This is a genomic window from Pantoea agglomerans (assembly GCF_021397715.1).
Taxonomy (GTDB): Bacteria; Pseudomonadota; Gammaproteobacteria; order Enterobacterales; family Enterobacteriaceae; genus Pantoea; species Pantoea astica.
Map to the genome: position 1 here is coordinate 1,807,645 of NZ_CP090207.1, position 16,725 is coordinate 1,824,369.

The window sequence follows — 16,725 nt, forward strand, 5'->3', positions numbered from 1 at the left end:
TGACTAAAGCCAAACCCGCCGCCCGGTAGCAATATCATTAATTACAAAAGCCGATTGTCGCTGAAAAGCGGCGAAAACCGCTAACACATCGCGTCAGAGCGCCGATAAAGCCGCTGCACCTTAATCAACCTGCAGGGGAACAAGATGTTAAAAAGAATAAAAGTGGTCACCAGTTTAATCGCGGTACTGGTGATCTTTGGCGCGCTTCAGCTGCTCTCCGGCAGCCTGTTCTGGTCGGCGCTGAATAAAGACAAAGCGGCTTTTGCCCTGTCGCAAGTCTCCAATCGCAACGTCACGGCGATGACCGACGCCTATATTTCGCTGAACAACAGCCGCACCACCCTGAACCGCGCCATGCTGCGGTTACAGACCAGCATGGCCTCGCAGATGAACGGCGGTCAGCTCGACGATCTGATGAACAAAGCTAACGCGCAATTAGCCGAGGCCGATCGTCACTTCCAGATCTACTACAACCTGCCTGCGACCGCTGGCCTTGCGGTGGCGCTGCGCGACCGGCTGGAAGCGGATTACGCCAGTTACGACAACGGCCTGAAAGCGATGGTGAAAAGCCTGCAGGCGCGCGATCTGGAAGGGATGTTTAAACAAAATATCGAACAGAAACAGGTGGCGATGCAGGGCAGCTATGGTGAGTGGCGCGCCCGTCAGACCGCGCTGTCTGAACAGGGCATTGCCCAAAACCAGCAGGCTTTTACCCAGATGATGTGGCTGTTGGGCGTGATTGCCGTGTCGGTACTGGTGGTGATTGTCGCCTGCTGGTTTGGCCTGCGGCAGGTGTTAATTCAGCCGCTGCAACAGCTGCTGGCGCATATCCGATCTATCGCCTCCGGCGATCTGACCCAGCCGATCCAGGTCGAGGGGCGTAACGAGATGAGCCAGCTGGCGGCCGGCATTCAGGAAATGCAGCAGTCGCTGGTGATGACCGTCAGCAACGTACGTGACGGCTCTGACGCCATCTTTACCGGTGCCAGTGAGATTGCTGCCGGTAATAACGATCTGTCAGCGCGTACCGAAGAACAGGCCGCCTCGCTGGAGCAGACCGCCGCCAGCATGGAGCAGCTGACCGCCACGGTGAAGCAGAACGCAGACAATGCGCGTCAGGCGTCGCAGCTGGCGCTGACCGCCTCAGAAACCGCGCAGCAGGGCGGCAAAGTGGTGGACGGTGTGGTCAGCACCATGAAAGAGATCGCCGGCAGTTCGAAGAAGATTGCCGACATTATCAGCGTGATTGACGGCATTGCCTTCCAGACCAACATCCTGGCGCTGAACGCCGCGGTGGAAGCGGCGCGGGCCGGTGAACAGGGCCGCGGTTTTGCGGTGGTGGCCGGTGAAGTGCGTAATCTGGCGCAGCGCAGCGCCCAGGCGGCGAAGGAGATCAAAGGGTTGATCGAAGATTCAGTGGCACGCGTCAACAGCGGTTCGCTGCAGGTCGAAAGCGCGGGCAGCACCATGAACGACATCGTCGGCGCGGTCACCCGCGTGACCGACATCATGGGCGAGATCGCCTCGGCATCCGATGAACAGAGCCGTGGCATCGAGCAGGTCGGTCAGGCGGTGACCGAGATGGATCGCGTCACCCAGCAGAACGCCTCGCTGGTGGAGCAATCCGCCGCCGCGGCCGCCGCCCTGGAGCAGCAGGCCAGCGTTCTGACCCAGGCCGTCTCCGTTTTCAAAGTTTCCCGCGTCTGATTTTCTCTCCTCTCCTCATGGCGGCAGCGGTAAAGCCGCCGCCATGCATAAAGTTCCCTTCAGATGCGCCGATAAACAGAAGCGAATCGCCAACCAATGAGGTGTGTATGTTTAGTCGTGTACGTGTTGTTACCGGTCTGCTGTGCGTGCTGGCGCTGTTTGCGCTGCTGCAGCTGTTTTCCGGCGGAATGTTTTTCAAAACCGTCAGTTCAGATAAAGAGAATTTTGCCTATAACCAGCGGCTGAATACGCTGCAACAGGCGATGGGCACCTCATGGGTTTCGCTGGTTCAGGCGCGCAACACCCTTAACCGCGCCGGTATTCGTTTTCTGCAGGATGCGCAGATGTCCGGATCGGGCGCCACGGTGAAAGATCTGGTGGCACTGGCGGGTGAAGAGCTGAAACAGGCTGAGCTGGGCTATCAAACCTTCAACGCTAACCTGTCAGAAAAAGGCAAAAACGCCGACAACGTCAAAACGCTGCAGGCAAATTATCAGGCTTATCACGACGCGCTGGCCGAACTGATGGTGTTCTTCAACAGCGGCAACTTTAAGGGCTTTGTTGACCAGCCTACTCAGAGTTATCAGGACAAGTTTCAGAAAGATTACAACGCCTGGCTGGAATACAACCAGGTGCTGGCGAAGCAGGGCGTGGATGCCAATGAGCAGGCCTATAGCCGCTCCATCACCATCGTGGTTGCGACGCTGGCTGTCACGCTGCTGATGATTATTCTGGTGTGGAACGTGATGCGCCGCGTGCTGATCCGCCCGCTGCGTCAGAGCATCGAGCATATTCAGCATATTGCGCGCGGCGACCTGACCCAGCCCATCGATCTCTCGGTGCGTAACGAAATCGGCGAGTTGCTGGCTTCCTTGCAGAACATGCAGCAGGAGCTGGCGCGCACCGTTCGTAGCGTACGCGATGGATCGGACGCGATTTATACCGGTGCCAGCGAAATCGCCATCGGTAACAACGATCTCTCCTCACGCACCGAACAGCAGGCCGCCTCACTGGAGCAGACCGCTGCCAGCATGGAGCAGCTGACCGCCACCGTGAAGCAGAACGCCGAGAACGCCCGTCAGGCCTCGAAGCTGGCGCTTAACGCCTCTGAAACCGCCCAGCAGGGCGGCAAAGTGGTGGATGGCGTGGTCACCACCATGAAAGAGATTGCCGGCAGCTCGAAAAAGATTGCCGATATCACCAGCGTGATTGATGGCATCGCCTTCCAGACCAATATCCTGGCGCTGAACGCCGCGGTGGAAGCCGCCCGTGCCGGTGAACAGGGTCGTGGTTTTGCGGTGGTGGCGGGTGAAGTCCGCAGCCTGGCACAGCGCAGCGCGCAGGCGGCCAAAGAGATCAAAGGTCTGATTGAAGACTCAGTCAGCCGCGTCAATACCGGCTCGGTGCTGGTGGAGAGCGCAGGCGACACCATGAGCAACATCGTCAGTGCGGTGACCCGCGTCACCGACATTATGGGCGAAATCGCCTCCGCGTCGGATGAGCAGAGCCGTGGCATTGATCAGGTGGGTCTGGCGGTCACCGAGATGGATCGCGTGACCCAACAGAACGCCTCGCTGGTGGAAGAGTCGGCTGCTGCCGCAGCGGCGCTGGAAGATCAGGCCAGCCACTTAAAACAAGCGGTCTCAGTGTTCAATATTGGTAAAGAATTTGTCGCCCAGGCCGTTAACAAGACAACGGCGACAAAAAGCCTTCAGTTGGATGCGCCGTTAACCGTTGCCCGTCAGTCTGCGTCACGCAGCGACGACAACTGGGAAACCTTTTAATCGCCTGGAAGGCCCGACCGCTGTCTGGCGGTCGGGCATCGCAGCAGAAAGTTAATGTGTTTTAGTTCAGGCCAGGTGCAGAAATGAAAAAATCGACATTCGAGCAAAATGAGACGACGACGCTGCTGTCGCAAATGGTGCAGCGCTTACCGCTGTCAGATACGCATTTTCGTCGTATCAGCCAGCTGATCTATCAGCGTGCCGGTATCGTGCTGGCCGATCACAAGCGCGAAATGGTTTACAACCGTCTGGTACGTCGTCTGCGCACGCTGAATATCGATGATTTTGGTCGTTACCTGGCGCTGCTGGAACACGATCCGAACAGTGCAGAATGGCAGGCGTTTATCAATGCGCTGACCACCAACCTGACCGCGTTTTTCCGCGAGGCGCATCACTTTCCGATCCTCGCGGACCATGCGCGTAAGCGTCAGGGTAATTTCAGCGTCTGGAGTACCGCCGCGTCGACCGGTGAAGAGCCTTACTCGATTGCCATGACGCTGGCCGAAACGCTGGGGACCGGACCGGGTAAGTTCCAGGTTCACGCCAGCGATATCGACACCCAGGTGCTGGAAAAAGCGGTGGCGGGCGTCTATCGCCAGGAGGAGCTGCGTACGCTGTCACCGGCGCAACTGCAACGCTTCTTCCTGCGCGGCACCGGTCCACATGCTGGCATGGTGCGGGTACGTTCTGAACTGGCCAGCATGGTCAGCTACGCACAGCTCAATTTGCTGGCGAATGACTGGGCGCTGCCAGGCCAGTTCGACGCCATTTTCTGCCGCAATGTGATGATCTATTTCGATAAAGAGACGCAGGAGAAAATTCTGCGTCGGTTTGTTCCCTTGCTGAAGCCCGGCGGCATTCTGTTTGCCGGTCACTCAGAGAACTTTAGTCAGATCAGTAAAGAGTTCTGGCTGCGTGGGCAAACCGTCTATGGACTGACGAAGGAAAGATGATGAGCAAAATCACCGTGATGTGCGTAGATGACTCTGCGCTGATGCGGCAACTGATGACGGAAATCATCAATAGCCATCCGGATATGGAGATGGTCGCGACTGCGCCCGATCCGTTAGTCGCCCGCGATCTGATTAAGCAGTTTAATCCGCAGGTGCTGACGCTGGATGTGGAAATGCCGCGCATGGATGGCCTCGACTTCCTCGAAAAACTGATGCGTTTACGGCCAATGCCGGTGGTGATGGTCTCATCGCTGACCGGAAAAGGCTCGGAAATTACCCTGCGGGCGCTGGAGCTGGGTGCGGTGGACTTCGTCACCAAACCGCAACTCGGGATTCGTGAAGGGATGCTGGCCTACAGCCAGATGATTGGCGACAAAATTCGTGCTGCCGCCCGCGCCCGTCTGCATAACCGGGCGGCGATGCCGGTGCCGGCGACGCTGAAAGCGGGTCCGTTGCTGAGCAGCGAGAAGCTGATTGCGATTGGTTCGTCAACCGGCGGTACCGAGGCGATTCGCCATGTGCTGCAGCCGCTGCCAGCCACCAGCCCGGCGCTGCTGATTACTCAGCATATGCCGCCAGGCTTTACCCGCTCTTTTGCCGAGCGGCTGAACAAGCTGTGTCAGATCACGGTGAAAGAGGCCGAAGACGGCGAGCGTATTCTGCCGGGACACGCCTACATCGCGCCAGGTGCGATGCACATGGAGCTGGGCCGCAGCGGTGCCAACTACGTGGTGAAACTGAACGAAGGGCCACCGGTCAACCGGCACAAACCCTCTGTGGATGTGCTGTTTAAATCGGTGGCGATCAACGCCGGACGCAATGCGGTCGGGGTGATCCTCACTGGCATGGGCAACGACGGGGCCGCCGGGATGCTGGAAATGCATCGGGCTGGTGCCTGGACCATTGCCCAGAACGAAGCCAGCTGTGTGGTATTTGGCATGCCGCGTGAGGCGATAGCCACGGGCGGCGTGAGTGAAGTCGTGGATTTAAGCAACATCAGCCAGCACATGCTGGCGAAAATTAGCGCCGGACAGGCATTGCGTATTTAACAGGCCCGTCCTGCCGGGCGAGATAACACAGGAGTAGATATGGCTGATAAAAACATGCGCTTTTTGGTGGTAGACGACTTCAATACGATGCGTCGTATTGTGCGTAACCTGCTGAAAGAGCTGGGCTTCAACAACGTTGAAGAAGCAGAAGATGGCGTGGATGCGCTCTCAAAGCTGAAAGCGGGTGGTTTTGACTTCGTCATTTCCGACTGGAACATGCCGAACATGGATGGCCTGCAGCTGCTGCAAACCATCCGTGCTGATGCCGCGATGAGCAGCATGCCGGTACTGATGGTCACCGCAGAAGCGAAGAAAGAGAATATTATCGCTGCCGCTCAGGCTGGCGCCAGCGGATACGTCGTGAAACCGTTCACGGCGGCGACGCTGGAAGAAAAGCTGGGCAAAATTTTCGAAAAACTGGGCATGTAAGGAGATGTGATGAGCGACCTTCCGAAACCAACTGAGGATGCCTCGGCACACGACATCATTACCCGCATCGGCTCTCTGACGCGTATGCTGCGCGACAGCCTGCGCGAGCTGGGGCTGGATCAGGCGATTGCCGATGCGGCTGAAGCCATTCCCGATGCCCGCGATCGTCTGGATTATGTGGTGCAGATGACGGCGCAGGCCGCCGACCGTGCGTTGAACTGCGTTGAAGCGGCACAACCGCATCAGGATAAGATGGAAGCCGGGGCAACCCAGCTGAAAGGGCGTTGGGACCAATGGTTTGAAAACCCAATTGAACTGGCCGATGCGCGTGAGTTGGTAACGGATACTCGCGAATTCCTTGCTGCCGTGCCGGATCATACGTCCTTTACCAACAAGCAGCTGCTTGAAATCATGATGGCGCAGGATTTCCAGGACCTGACCGGTCAGGTCATCAAGCGCATGATGGATGTGATCCAGGAGATTGAGCGCCAGCTGTTAATGGTGCTGCTGGAGAACATGCCGGAAGTCAGTGCCGAGAAGCGTCAGGAAGGCACCAGCCTGCTGAACGGTCCGCAGATCCACGCCGATGCACCTGGCGTGGTGGCGAACCAGGATCAGGTTGATGACCTGCTGGACAGCTTAGGATTTTAATCGGCTGAAGCCAGCCTGCGGGCTGGCGACACGGCTGCACCTCTCTGTTACGGGTCCACCAGACGGTGGGCCCGCTCTGCTTTGCCCGACTCATCCGTCAAAGAACGCCCCTTTTTCCCGTTTTATCTGCGCTTTAACCCCACTCAAATTTGGCATTCTATGCTCAGAATTCCTGCCAACCGAGGTTTGTCGTGGCTGAAGAGAGCGACGAGGACAAAACAGAATCGCCCACCGCGCACCGACTTGAAAAAGCGCGTGAGGATGGGCAGATCCCGCGATCGCGCGAGCTGACCTCATTACTGATGCTGCTGGCCGGCATCATGATTCTGTGGATGGGCGGCACCATGATGGCGCACCGGCTGGCCAGCATGGTCGCCACCGGTTTGCGTTTCGATCACGGCATGGTGACCGACGATAAAATTATCATCAGCCACATCGGCAGCCTGATTGGTCAGGCGCTGATGGCGCTGCTGCCGCTGATGGGCGGACTGGTGCTGGTCGCGATTGCTGCGCCGATGCTGCTGGGCGGCATTGTGATCAGCGGCAAGTCGATCAAGGTCGACTTCACCAAGCTCAGTCCGATGGCCGGTTTCAAGCGCATGTTTGCCGCACAGGCCTGGACCGAACTGTTCAAAGGCATTCTCAAGACCGTGCTGGTGGGCGCCGTTGGCTGCTGGTACATCTACGCTCACTGGCCGGAGATGCTGCGTCTGATCAGCGAATCCCCGATCACCGCTCTGATACACGGCATGGATATGATCGCCATCTGCTGCACCCTGGTGATGCTGGGGCTGGTGCCGATGGTGGGTTACGACGTCTTCTGGCAGCTCTACAGCTATTACAAAAAGCTGCGCATGTCGCGTCAGGAAATCCGCGATGAGCACAAGCAGCAGGAGGGCGATCCGCACGTTAAAGGGCGTATTCGCCAGCAGATGCGCGCCGCCGCCCGCCGCCGCATGATGGCCGATGTGCCGAAGGCTGACGTCATCGTCACTAACCCGACCCACTATTCGGTGGCGCTGCAGTACAACGAGAAGAAGATGAGTGCGCCGAAGGTGATAGCCAAAGGCGCGGGCGAGATTGCCCTGCGTATTCGTGAACTGGGTGCGGAACACCGCATACCGGTTCTGGAAGCACCGCCGCTGGCGCGTGCGTTATACCGACACACTGAAATTGGACAGCACATCCCCGGCGCGCTCTATGCGGCGGTGGCGGAAGTGCTGGCATGGGTCTGGCAGTCACGCCGCTGGAAGCGTGAAGGCGGCCTGATCCCGACCAAACCGAAAAACCTGCCGGTCCCGGCAGAGATGGACTTTGCAGGAGAGAGCAAAAACGATGGCTAATAACCTGGCCGCAAAACTACGTTTACCGGGCAACTTTAAAGATATGCAGTGGCAGGTACTGGCAGGTCCGGTACTGATCCTGATGATCCTGTCGATGATGGTGCTGCCGTTACCGCCGTTCATCCTCGATCTGCTGTTCACCTTTAACATTGCGCTGTCGATCATGGTCCTGCTGGTGGCGATGTTCACCCAGCGTACGCTGGAATTTGCGGCTTTCCCGACCATTCTGCTGTTCTCCACCTTGCTGCGTCTGGCGCTGAACGTCGCCTCAACCCGTATCATTCTGATGGAAGGGCATACCGGTGCGGCAGCGGCGGGTCAGGTGGTTGAGGCCTTTGGTCACTTCCTGGTCGGCGGCAACTTCGCCATCGGTATCGTGGTGTTTATCATCCTGGTGATCATCAACTTTATGGTCATCACCAAGGGTGCGGGCCGTATCGCAGAAGTGGGCGCGCGCTTTGTGCTTGACGGGATGCCCGGTAAGCAGATGGCGATCGACGCCGACCTCAACGCCGGTCTGATTGGCGAAGATGAAGCTAAACGCCGCCGTTCTGAAGTGACCCAGGAAGCGGACTTCTACGGTTCGATGGACGGTGCCAGTAAGTTCGTTCGCGGCGATGCCATTGCCGGTATCATGATCATGGTGATCAACGTTATCGGCGGCCTGCTGGTCGGCGTGGTGCAACACGGCATGGACGTGGGGCACGCGGCAGAAACCTATACCCTGCTGACCATCGGTGACGGCCTGGTCGCGCAGATCCCGGCGCTGGTGATCTCTACCGCGGCGGGCGTTATCGTAACCCGCGTGGCGACCGATCAGGACGTTGGCGAGCAGATGGTGACCCAGCTGTTCAAAGATCCGCGGGTGCTGATGCTGAGCGCCGGCGTCATCGGCCTGCTGGGGCTGGTGCCGGGTATGCCAAACTTCGTGTTCCTGCTGTTTACCGCGGCCTTACTCGGTCTGGCCTGGTGGCTGCGCGGACGTGAAATGCAGCCGAACAAAAAGTCGGAAGCAACGCCGGGCAGCATCACCAAAGCGCCGGACACGCCCGCCACCGCCGAAGCGTCGTGGACCGATGTCCAGCTGGAAGACACGCTGGGAATGGAAGTGGGTTACCGGCTGATTCCGATGGTCGATCATCTGCAAAATGGCGAACTGCTGGGCCGCATCCGCAGTATCCGTAAAAAAGTGGCGCAGGACGTGGGCTTCCTGCCGCCGGTGGTCCACATTCGTGACAACATGGAACTGCCACCGGCGCGCTACCGTATTCTGATGAAAGGGGTCGAAATCGGCAGCGGCGATGCCTATCCTGGCCGCTGGATGGCGATCAACCCAGGCACCGCGGCAGGCAGTCTGCCGGGTGAAGCCACCGTCGATCCGGCGTTTGGGCTGGCAGCGGTCTGGATTGACAGTGCGCTGAAAGAGCAGGCGCAGATCCAGGGCTTTACCGTAGTGGAAGCGAGCACCGTGGTGGCCACCCACCTTAACCATCTGATTGGGCAATTCGCCAGCGAGCTGTTTGGCCGTCAGGAAGCGCAGCAACTGCTGGATCGCGTCACTCAGGAGATGCCGAAGCTGACGGAAGACCTGGTGCCGGGCGTGATTTCGCTGACCACGCTGCACAAGGTGCTGCAAAACCTGCTGGTGGAGCGGGTATCCATTCGTGATATGCGCACCATCATCGAAACGCTGGCGGAACATGCGCCAGTGCAAAGTGATCCTCAGGAGCTGACCAGCGTGGTGCGCGTGGCGCTGGGCCGCGCCATTACTCAGCAGTGGTTCCCGGGCAACGATGAAGTGCAGGTGATCGGACTGGATTCAACACTGGAACGCTTGTTATTACAGGCGTTGCAGGGCGGCGGCGGACTGGAACCGGGCCTGGCTGATCGGCTGCTGAGCCAGGCGCAGGCGGCGCTGCAGCGTCAGGAGATGCTCGGCGCACCGCCGGTGCTGCTGGTGAACCATCCGCTGCGGGCGTTACTGGCGCGCTTCCTGCGTCGCAACCTGCCGCAGCTGGTGGTGCTGTCGAATCTGGAGCTGAGCGATAACCGCCAGATTCGGATGACCGCCACCATCGGAGGCAAATAATGCGCTGGCTGGTGATGGCATTCGTGATGCTGCCACTGATGGCGCAGGCGGCCGGTGGTGCCTGGAGTGCTTCGGCCAATGGGCCGCTGCTGGCTAACCGCGGCAGCTGGCAACGGGCGCAGCCGCTGACGCCGCCCGCCGACATTAGCGGGGAGGTCAGCGTCGTTAACTGGCGTTATCAGCTGAGCAGACCGGCCCCGTCCGGCCTGCAGGTGCGGCTGTGCGGCGAACAGCGCTGCACTTCCCTGGAGGGGGCCAGCGGCACCACACGCGGGTTGGCACATCTGAGCGCCGGTGAGACTTTGCACATGGTGTTTGGTTTTGCCGGAAGCGGGGCGCTGCCACCCGGTTTACGGGTGGTGAGCAGTGAAGTGATGGTCAATTACGAGTAAGGATATCGTTGCTGAATTGACTAGCGCACCTGGGCACAGTGCGCAAGTGCATAGTTTGTGTTCAGGCGTTAACCCCCTTCATTCCCTCCTCAGAGTAGCGACCGCCTTTAACTTCAACCTGTTGATGAACAGCATCCAGCAACCCGATATCTTCCTCTTCCAGCTCGATATCCGCGGCTTCCGCGTTTTCAGTGAGATAAGCGATCTGTTTGGTGCCTGGAATCGGCACAATTTTTTCATACTGTGCCAGTAGCCAGGCCAGCGCAATCTGCCCGGTAGTGGCGTGATATTTCTCCGCCAGCGGCGTTACCGCGTTAAGAAGCTGGAGATTGTGATCGATATTTTCCTGCTGGAAACGGTCATTATTTTTGCGGAAATCACCTTCAGCAAAATCGCTGTTTTTACGGTATTTACCGGTCAGGAAACCTCTGCCCAGCGGCGAATAGGGCACCAGGCCGATACCGAGCTTTTTCACCGCTGGCAGAATTTCCTCTTCGATGTCTCGCGTCCAGAGTGAATATTCCGTCTGCAGCGCGGCCAGCGGGTGGATCGCCTGCGCCCGGTTCAGCGTTGCGGCAGAGGCTTCACACAATCCAATCCGGGCGATTTTGCCCTCCTGCACCAGACGGCTGAGACACTGCATGCTCTCCTCAATCGGCGTCGCCGGACTGATGCGATGCAGATAAAAGAGATCGATACGCTCGACGCCCAGCCGTTTCAGGGAGGCATGGCAGCTGCGGGTAATGTAGTCTGGCTGATTATTAATGGTGCGGGCATAGGCCGCATCCGCCGGACGCTCAATGCCACATTTGGTGGCGACGGTGAACTTCAGCCGTTCAGACTTGCTCAGCCCGGCAAGAAACTCTCCGATCAGCTGCTCGTTGTGGCCACGTCCGTAGAGATCGGCGGTATCAATAAAAGTGATATCCAGCTCGCGCAGCTGGCTGAGCAGTTGCAGGGAGTGACGATCATCGGTCTGACCGTAAAATTCGCTTAGCCCCATCGCGCCGTAGCCGATGGCGCTGACATCCAGACCCTGAGTTAACGTTCGCTTTTTCATTGTCTCTCCTCGTAAGTGAGACGCGATTGTTTCACTCCGTGCGACAGCAATGAATTGCTCTTTCCGTCATGCAAGAAAGGTATCAGGGACGAAAGGGGACAACATCAGGATGGGCGACAGGCCGCGCGGAAGAAGGGAAACCGCGACTCAGCCGCGCAGACGCGCGGGGCTCAGCGTTCAGCGGACTGCGAGAGTGTTCTCAGCGCATCGAGAACCGCCTCATTGTTTTCATCAGCGCGAATAGCCGCATAAACATCAATCGCCAGCTGTTGCGCCGCGCCTTCCGTCAGCGGGCGGTAACAGAGTCCTGCCTGATTAAAGGTACATTTTGACTGCGGCATCAGCGCGAAGCCTTTACCTCTGGCGATGTGCGACAGCATCAGCAGGGAATCTTCCGGCTCTCTCACTCGTTTCAGCGTGACGCTGAGCATGGCGAAGAAGCGCTCGCATTTATCGTAAAACTGCGGATTGGCACTGCGCGCGAACCAGAACAGCGGCAGGTCAGCCAGCGCCTCCGGTGAGACTTTTGCCGCCAGACTGGCCGGATGGGCCGACGGCATCGCGACCAGAAGCGGCTCGCGGTGAACCCAGGCGTACTGGACAGCTTTTTCCGCTTCCGGACCTTTTTCACCGGTGAGGATCAAATCCAGGCTGTTTTTTGCGAGGCTTTGCAACAGCTGAGCGGAAGTCAGGCTGGGCATTTCCATCTCATCACGGGCATGAAAAGCGGCGAGTTGCTTATTGAGCGGCGCGATCAGTTCAAAGTTCAGCGTGCGGGTCAGCCCGATGCGCAGCCGTGCGGCAGGCTGCGCTTCCTGCTTTAAGGCACTCAGCGCACTGAGGATCGCTTCTGCTTTCGCCACCAGCGCACGGCCCGCTTCGGTGAGCGTTACCTCATGGGTTGTGCGACTGAACAGCAACTGACCGAGCAGATCTTCCAGGCTTTGAATCTGGCGGGTAAGCGGAGGCTGCGTGATGCTGAGTCGCTCTGCGGCCCGGCGAAAATTAAGCTCGTGTGCGACAGCCAGAAAGCACTGCAACTGTTTAATGGTGGGAAGGTGGCTGCTGATGAGGTGCGCGGCGACAGACATAACACGCTCCTGCTGCGGAGATTGGGGGGAAGTTCAGAGAGGATACTGAGATCAAAAACGGAGAGGGAAAACCTCTCCGTTTCTGAGATTACATGCGCTCGACGGTGTCGATACCCAGCGTATCCAGACCCTGCTTCAGCGTTTTCGCGGTCAGCGCGGCCAGCTGTAGCCGGCTCAGGCGGGTTTCTTCTGATTCCGCGCTGAGGATCGGGCAGTGCTCGTAGAAGCCGGAGAACAGGCCGGCCAGATCGTAGAGATAGGCACACATCACGTGCGGCGTACCGTCGCGCGCCACCTGAGTGATCACCTCTTCGAACTGCAACAGACGGGTGGCCAGCTGCGCTTCACGTTCTTCGCTGATCACAATCTCTGCATCCAGTGCATCAGCGTCAATACCGGCTTTACGGAATACCGACAGCACGCGGGTATAAGCGTACTGCATGTAAGGCGCGGTGTTGCCTTCAAACGCCAGCATGTTATCCCAGTCAAAGATGTAGTCGGTGGTGCGGCTTTTCGACAGGTCAGCGTATTTCACCGCGCTGATGCCCACCACTTCCGCCAGCGTTTTCACTTCCGCTTCGCTCATCTCCGGGTTCTTCTCACGCACCAGGGTATAGGCACGCTGATAGGCTTCATCGAGCAGATCGGCCAGCTTGATGGTGCCGCCGCTACGGGTCTTGAACGGACGACCATCTTTGCCCAGCATCATGCCGAAGGCATGGTGTTCCAGCGGTACCGACTCCGGCACATAGCCCGCTTTACGCACGATAGTCCAGGCCTGCACCAGATGCTGATGCTGACGCGAGTCGATGTAGTAGAGCACCCGATCGGCCTTCAGGGTTTCATAACGATATTTGGCGCAGGCGATATCGGTGGTGGTATAGAGGTAGCCGCCATCCTTTTTCTGGATGATGACGCCCATCGGTTCGCCTTCTTTGTTCTGGAACTCATCCAGGAACACCACGGTCGCGCCTTCACTTTCCACCGCTAACCCTTTCTGTTTCAGGTCAGCGACGATGCCGGGCAGCATATCGTTGTAGAGGCTCTCACCCATCACATCTTTGCGCGTCAGGGTGACATTCATGCGGTCATAAATTTTCTGGTTCTGACTCATGGTGATGTCGACCAGTTTTTTCCACATCTGGCGGCAATAGTCGTCGCCGCCCTGCAGTTTGACCACATAGCTGCGCGCCCGCTCGGCAAACGCTGGGTCTTCGTCGTAAGTCCGCTTGGCTTCACGGTAGAACGCTTCCAGATCGGCCAGCGCCATCTCGGCGTGATGCTCGTTTTGCTGTTTTTCGAGGAAGGCAATCAGCATACCGAACTGGGTACCCCAGTCACCGACGTGGTTGGCGCGAATCACCCGATGGCCGAGAAACTCCAGCGTGCGGACCGCCGCATCACCAATGATGGTGGAGCGCACATGGCCGACATGCATCTCTTTGGCCACGTTCGGCGCAGAGTAATCCACCACGATGGTCTGCGGCTCGGCCAGTTGCACGCCGAGGCGCGGCAGAGTCAGCGCTTCGCGGGCGTGGGTCGCCAGCCAGTGGTGGTCGAGGAAGATGTTGATGAAGCCCGGTCCGGCAATTTCAACTTTACTGGCGATGCCGGTCAGGTCGAGATGCTGGATCACTGCTTCCGCTAATTGTCGCGGTGCCTGTCCCAGCTTTTTCGCCACGGCCATAATGCCGTTGGCCTGATAATCACCAAACTGGACCCTGGCGGACTGACGAACCTGCGGTTCGCAATCGGCGGGAGCGCCGGCTAAAACCATTGCCTGACTGACTTTTGCGGAAAGAAGAGCCTGAATATTCACCGAGTTACCTTCATGTGCTGAACAACGCCCGAACCTGTTGAGTCGAGCCGTCATCATCTTGCCTGGCAGCATCGCGCAACGGAGTGACAGAAACGGATGGAACAGACAAAATGGAAAAAAATGAGGGGAAAAGTATACGTGAAATGTCGGTGGGCGTCAGTAGTTGGATGAAGCGGGGAAACAGAGCCGAAGATGTTTCCCAGGGGCTTTAACGACGTCGTGGATGACGGCGAGGGTTCTTGACGCTTTTATCTTCACGCACCTTCCAATGGCGGGAAATTGCAAATCCCATCAGTGCGATCAGGACTGCGACAACGATGAGCATAGACATATAGCCATTCCTTTTGGTTGTGTTGGGTCAAATTTATAAGAAAGAGGAGGTGGCTGCAATTGTTTGAGTGCCAAATAAGACTTATCTTATTGTATTAAAGAAGGTGATATAAATCAGTAATTTAAGCCACTTTCATCAATTAACTCATGGACCTAAAGAGGGGATTAATCCGAATTGAAAGCTGTTCTTATACGCTTTTGCAGGAAATAATGGGTTAAATAGGATGAATCTTACCATTTTGTCATGCGCAAGGCCGCGCAGGCCAGGGGTTCGATTGATAATAAAGTTTAAACAAACCGAGAGGATTTCCCGTTTTGAACCGATCTTTTCCCGCTGAATTGGATGATTTAAAGACAGATTTGCAACGTTTTGAAGAATCGTTGCAAAGTTTTGCACAGAGGCTGGGTTTACAACTTAACGATCTTGAAATCGATCACATTGCGGTGCGTTGTCATCAGGAAGCGACGGCAATACGCTGGCAGCAAGGGCTGCAACAGATCGGCAGTCAGTTTTCCCAGGCCATGATTAATGGCCGGCCAATCTGCCTGTTTAAATTGCATCAGCCACTGCAGGTAGCCGGCTGGCCGGTGGATGTGGTTGAGTTGCCGTGGCCCGGCGAGAAACGTTACCGTCATGAAGGATGGGAGCATATCGAAGTGGTGCTGCGCGGCGATCATCAGACGCTGGGCGTGCGGGCTATGGCGCTGTTATCCGATGACGCCCTGACTCAGCCCGGTATTTCGTTCAAAACCAGCTCGCCGCAGGGCGAAAATGAGCGTCTGCCGAATCCGACCCTGGCGGTCACAGATGGGCAGACAACCATTAAATTTCATCCGTGGCGACTGGAGGAGATCGTCGCCAGCGAGCAAGGCTAAGGCCGGGCAGCAACGGCGCGCTGCAGACGAGCAACCGCCTCATCGAGCAGGGCGCGGGTACAGCCAAAGTTGAGACGGACAAACTGGTCGTCACCAAACTCGCGTCCGGCTGACAGCCCCAGCCCATGTTTTTCAAAGTAGAGCGCCGGGCTGGCCACGCCCAGACCGCGCGCATCGATCCAGGCCAGATAACTCGCCTCAGGCGCTGAAAGCGACAACCCGCTGAGCTTATTCACCTGCGACACCAGCCAGTCACGGTTGCTGCGCAGGTAGTCATTCTGTGCGCTGAGCCAGTCACTGCCTTCGCGCCACGCCGCTTCTGCGGCCGTCAGCGCCAGAATATCAACATCCGGCACGATGCCACGCCGGACACGATCAAAGCGTGCGCGGAGTTCAGGATTGGGGATGATGGCGATGGACGCACCCAGTCCGGCAATATTGAAACTTTTGGACGGTGACAGCAGCGTAATCGAGCGCTGTGCCGCATCTTCGCTCAGGGTGGCAAACGGAATATGCTGCACGCCGGGTTCCAGCACCAGATCACAGTGGATCTCGTCGGAACAGACGATCAGATCATGCTGCTGAGCAAACGCCAGTTGCGCCTGCAGTTCATCACGCCGATAGACCGTGCCTCCCGGATTCTGGGGATTGCACAACATCAGCAACCGCTCTTTGCCCGTCATCTGCCCGTCTGCCGTCGCCAGATCCAGCAGCCAGCGTCCCTGTTGCAGAGTCAGCGGCAGGTTCAGCTGACCTCGCTCCGCCAGTTTTGCTGCACCGCGAAACGGCGGATAGATGGGCGTCGGTGCAATGCTGCGTTCATCCGGAGCAGTAAAGGCACGCACCGCAAGATTTAACCCGGTCACCACGCCAGGCAGCACCACAATCCATTCGGGATTAACGTGCCAGTGATAGCGCGAGGCCAGCCACGCAATCGCGCTGTCAATGAAACCGACAGGCTTATCGCCATAACCAAAAATGCCATGTTCGGCGCGGGCCTGTATCGCTTCGATCACAGCCTCAGGGGATCGAAAATCCGTATCCGCCACCCATAACGGCAGAATGTCCTGGTCCGCATATTTGTTCCATTTAAGGCTATCGCTGTGACGACGGTCTATCCGTTGGTCGAAATTGAATGCCATAGTTAACTTT

General features: G+C 57.7%; 15 protein-coding genes. 10 read left to right on the top strand and 5 right to left on the bottom strand.

All coding sequences use genetic code 11. The annotated features are described in order from the left end of the window. Positions 1–144: 144 nt before the first annotated feature. From LZU96_RS08475 to flhE, 9 genes are all read left to right on the top strand, one after another. The gene (locus LZU96_RS08475; protein WP_233987865.1) at positions 145–1,707 is read left to right on the top strand and encodes a methyl-accepting chemotaxis protein; all 1,563 of its coding nucleotides are present in this window, start codon (positions 145–147) and stop codon (positions 1,705–1,707) included. 107 nt (positions 1,708–1,814) lie between these two features. Next, positions 1,815–3,491, top strand: a complete 1,677-nt coding sequence (locus LZU96_RS08480) for a methyl-accepting chemotaxis protein (protein WP_233987866.1) — start codon at positions 1,815–1,817, stop codon at positions 3,489–3,491. An 83-nt stretch (positions 3,492–3,574) separates the two neighbouring features. Next, entirely contained in the window at positions 3,575–4,444 is an 870-nt protein-coding gene (gene cheR / locus LZU96_RS08485; RefSeq protein WP_233987867.1) for a protein-glutamate O-methyltransferase CheR, read from the top strand. Beyond that, positions 4,444–5,493, top strand: a complete 1,050-nt coding sequence (locus LZU96_RS08490; RefSeq protein ID WP_233988161.1) for a protein-glutamate methylesterase/protein-glutamine glutaminase — start codon at positions 4,444–4,446, stop codon at positions 5,491–5,493. Before cheR ends, LZU96_RS08490 begins: the two co-directional genes overlap by 1 nt. 39 nt (positions 5,494–5,532) lie before the next feature. After that, entirely contained in the window at positions 5,533–5,922 is a 390-nt protein-coding gene (gene cheY / locus LZU96_RS08495) for a chemotaxis response regulator CheY (RefSeq protein ID WP_094121240.1), read from the top strand. 9 nt (positions 5,923–5,931) lie between these two features. Then, entirely contained in the window at positions 5,932–6,573 is a 642-nt protein-coding gene (gene cheZ / locus LZU96_RS08500) for a protein phosphatase CheZ (protein ID WP_094121241.1), read from the top strand. A gap of 191 nt (positions 6,574–6,764) precedes the next feature. Next, on the top strand, positions 6,765–7,916 hold the full coding sequence (gene flhB, locus LZU96_RS08505) for a flagellar biosynthesis protein FlhB (protein WP_094121242.1): 1,152 nt from the start codon (positions 6,765–6,767) through the stop codon (positions 7,914–7,916). Next, positions 7,909–10,005, top strand: a complete 2,097-nt coding sequence (gene flhA, locus LZU96_RS08510) for a flagellar biosynthesis protein FlhA (protein WP_233987868.1) — start codon at positions 7,909–7,911, stop codon at positions 10,003–10,005. Before flhB ends, flhA begins: the two co-directional genes overlap by 8 nt. After that, the gene (flhE, locus tag LZU96_RS08515; RefSeq protein ID WP_083067821.1) at positions 10,005–10,397 is read left to right on the top strand and encodes a flagellar protein FlhE; all 393 of its coding nucleotides are present in this window, start codon (positions 10,005–10,007) and stop codon (positions 10,395–10,397) included. Before flhA ends, flhE begins: the two co-directional genes overlap by 1 nt. A gap of 61 nt (positions 10,398–10,458) precedes the next feature. Here the strand turns inward: flhE and LZU96_RS08520 are convergent, their stop codons facing one another. The 4 genes from LZU96_RS08520 to LZU96_RS23495 form a co-directional block, all read right to left on the bottom strand. After that, on the bottom strand, positions 10,459–11,457 hold the full coding sequence (locus LZU96_RS08520) for an aldo/keto reductase (protein ID WP_233987869.1): 999 nt from the start codon (positions 11,455–11,457) through the stop codon (positions 10,459–10,461). Between the two features lie 170 nt (positions 11,458–11,627). After that, on the bottom strand, positions 11,628–12,548 hold the full coding sequence (locus LZU96_RS08525; protein ID WP_233987870.1) for a LysR substrate-binding domain-containing protein: 921 nt from the start codon (positions 12,546–12,548) through the stop codon (positions 11,628–11,630). An 88-nt stretch (positions 12,549–12,636) separates the two neighbouring features. Beyond that, the gene (gene argS, locus LZU96_RS08530) at positions 12,637–14,367 is read right to left on the bottom strand and encodes an arginine--tRNA ligase (protein ID WP_233987871.1); all 1,731 of its coding nucleotides are present in this window, start codon (positions 14,365–14,367) and stop codon (positions 12,637–12,639) included. A gap of 208 nt (positions 14,368–14,575) precedes the next feature. Next, positions 14,576–14,698: a hypothetical protein gene (locus tag LZU96_RS23495; RefSeq protein WP_007889544.1), complete on the bottom strand. Its 123-nt coding sequence runs from the start codon at positions 14,696–14,698 to the stop codon at positions 14,576–14,578. 314 nt (positions 14,699–15,012) lie between these two features. On the opposite strand from LZU96_RS23495, the gene LZU96_RS08535 reads away from it, so the two are divergent. Beyond that, entirely contained in the window at positions 15,013–15,573 is a 561-nt protein-coding gene (locus LZU96_RS08535) for a VOC family protein (RefSeq protein WP_233987872.1), read from the top strand. Here the strand turns inward: LZU96_RS08535 and LZU96_RS08540 are convergent. Continuing rightward, entirely contained in the window at positions 15,570–16,715 is a 1,146-nt protein-coding gene (locus LZU96_RS08540) for a MalY/PatB family protein (RefSeq protein WP_233987873.1), read from the bottom strand. The two genes, LZU96_RS08535 and LZU96_RS08540, sit on opposite strands and share 4 nt — an antisense overlap. Positions 16,716–16,725: the final 10 nt, after the last annotated feature.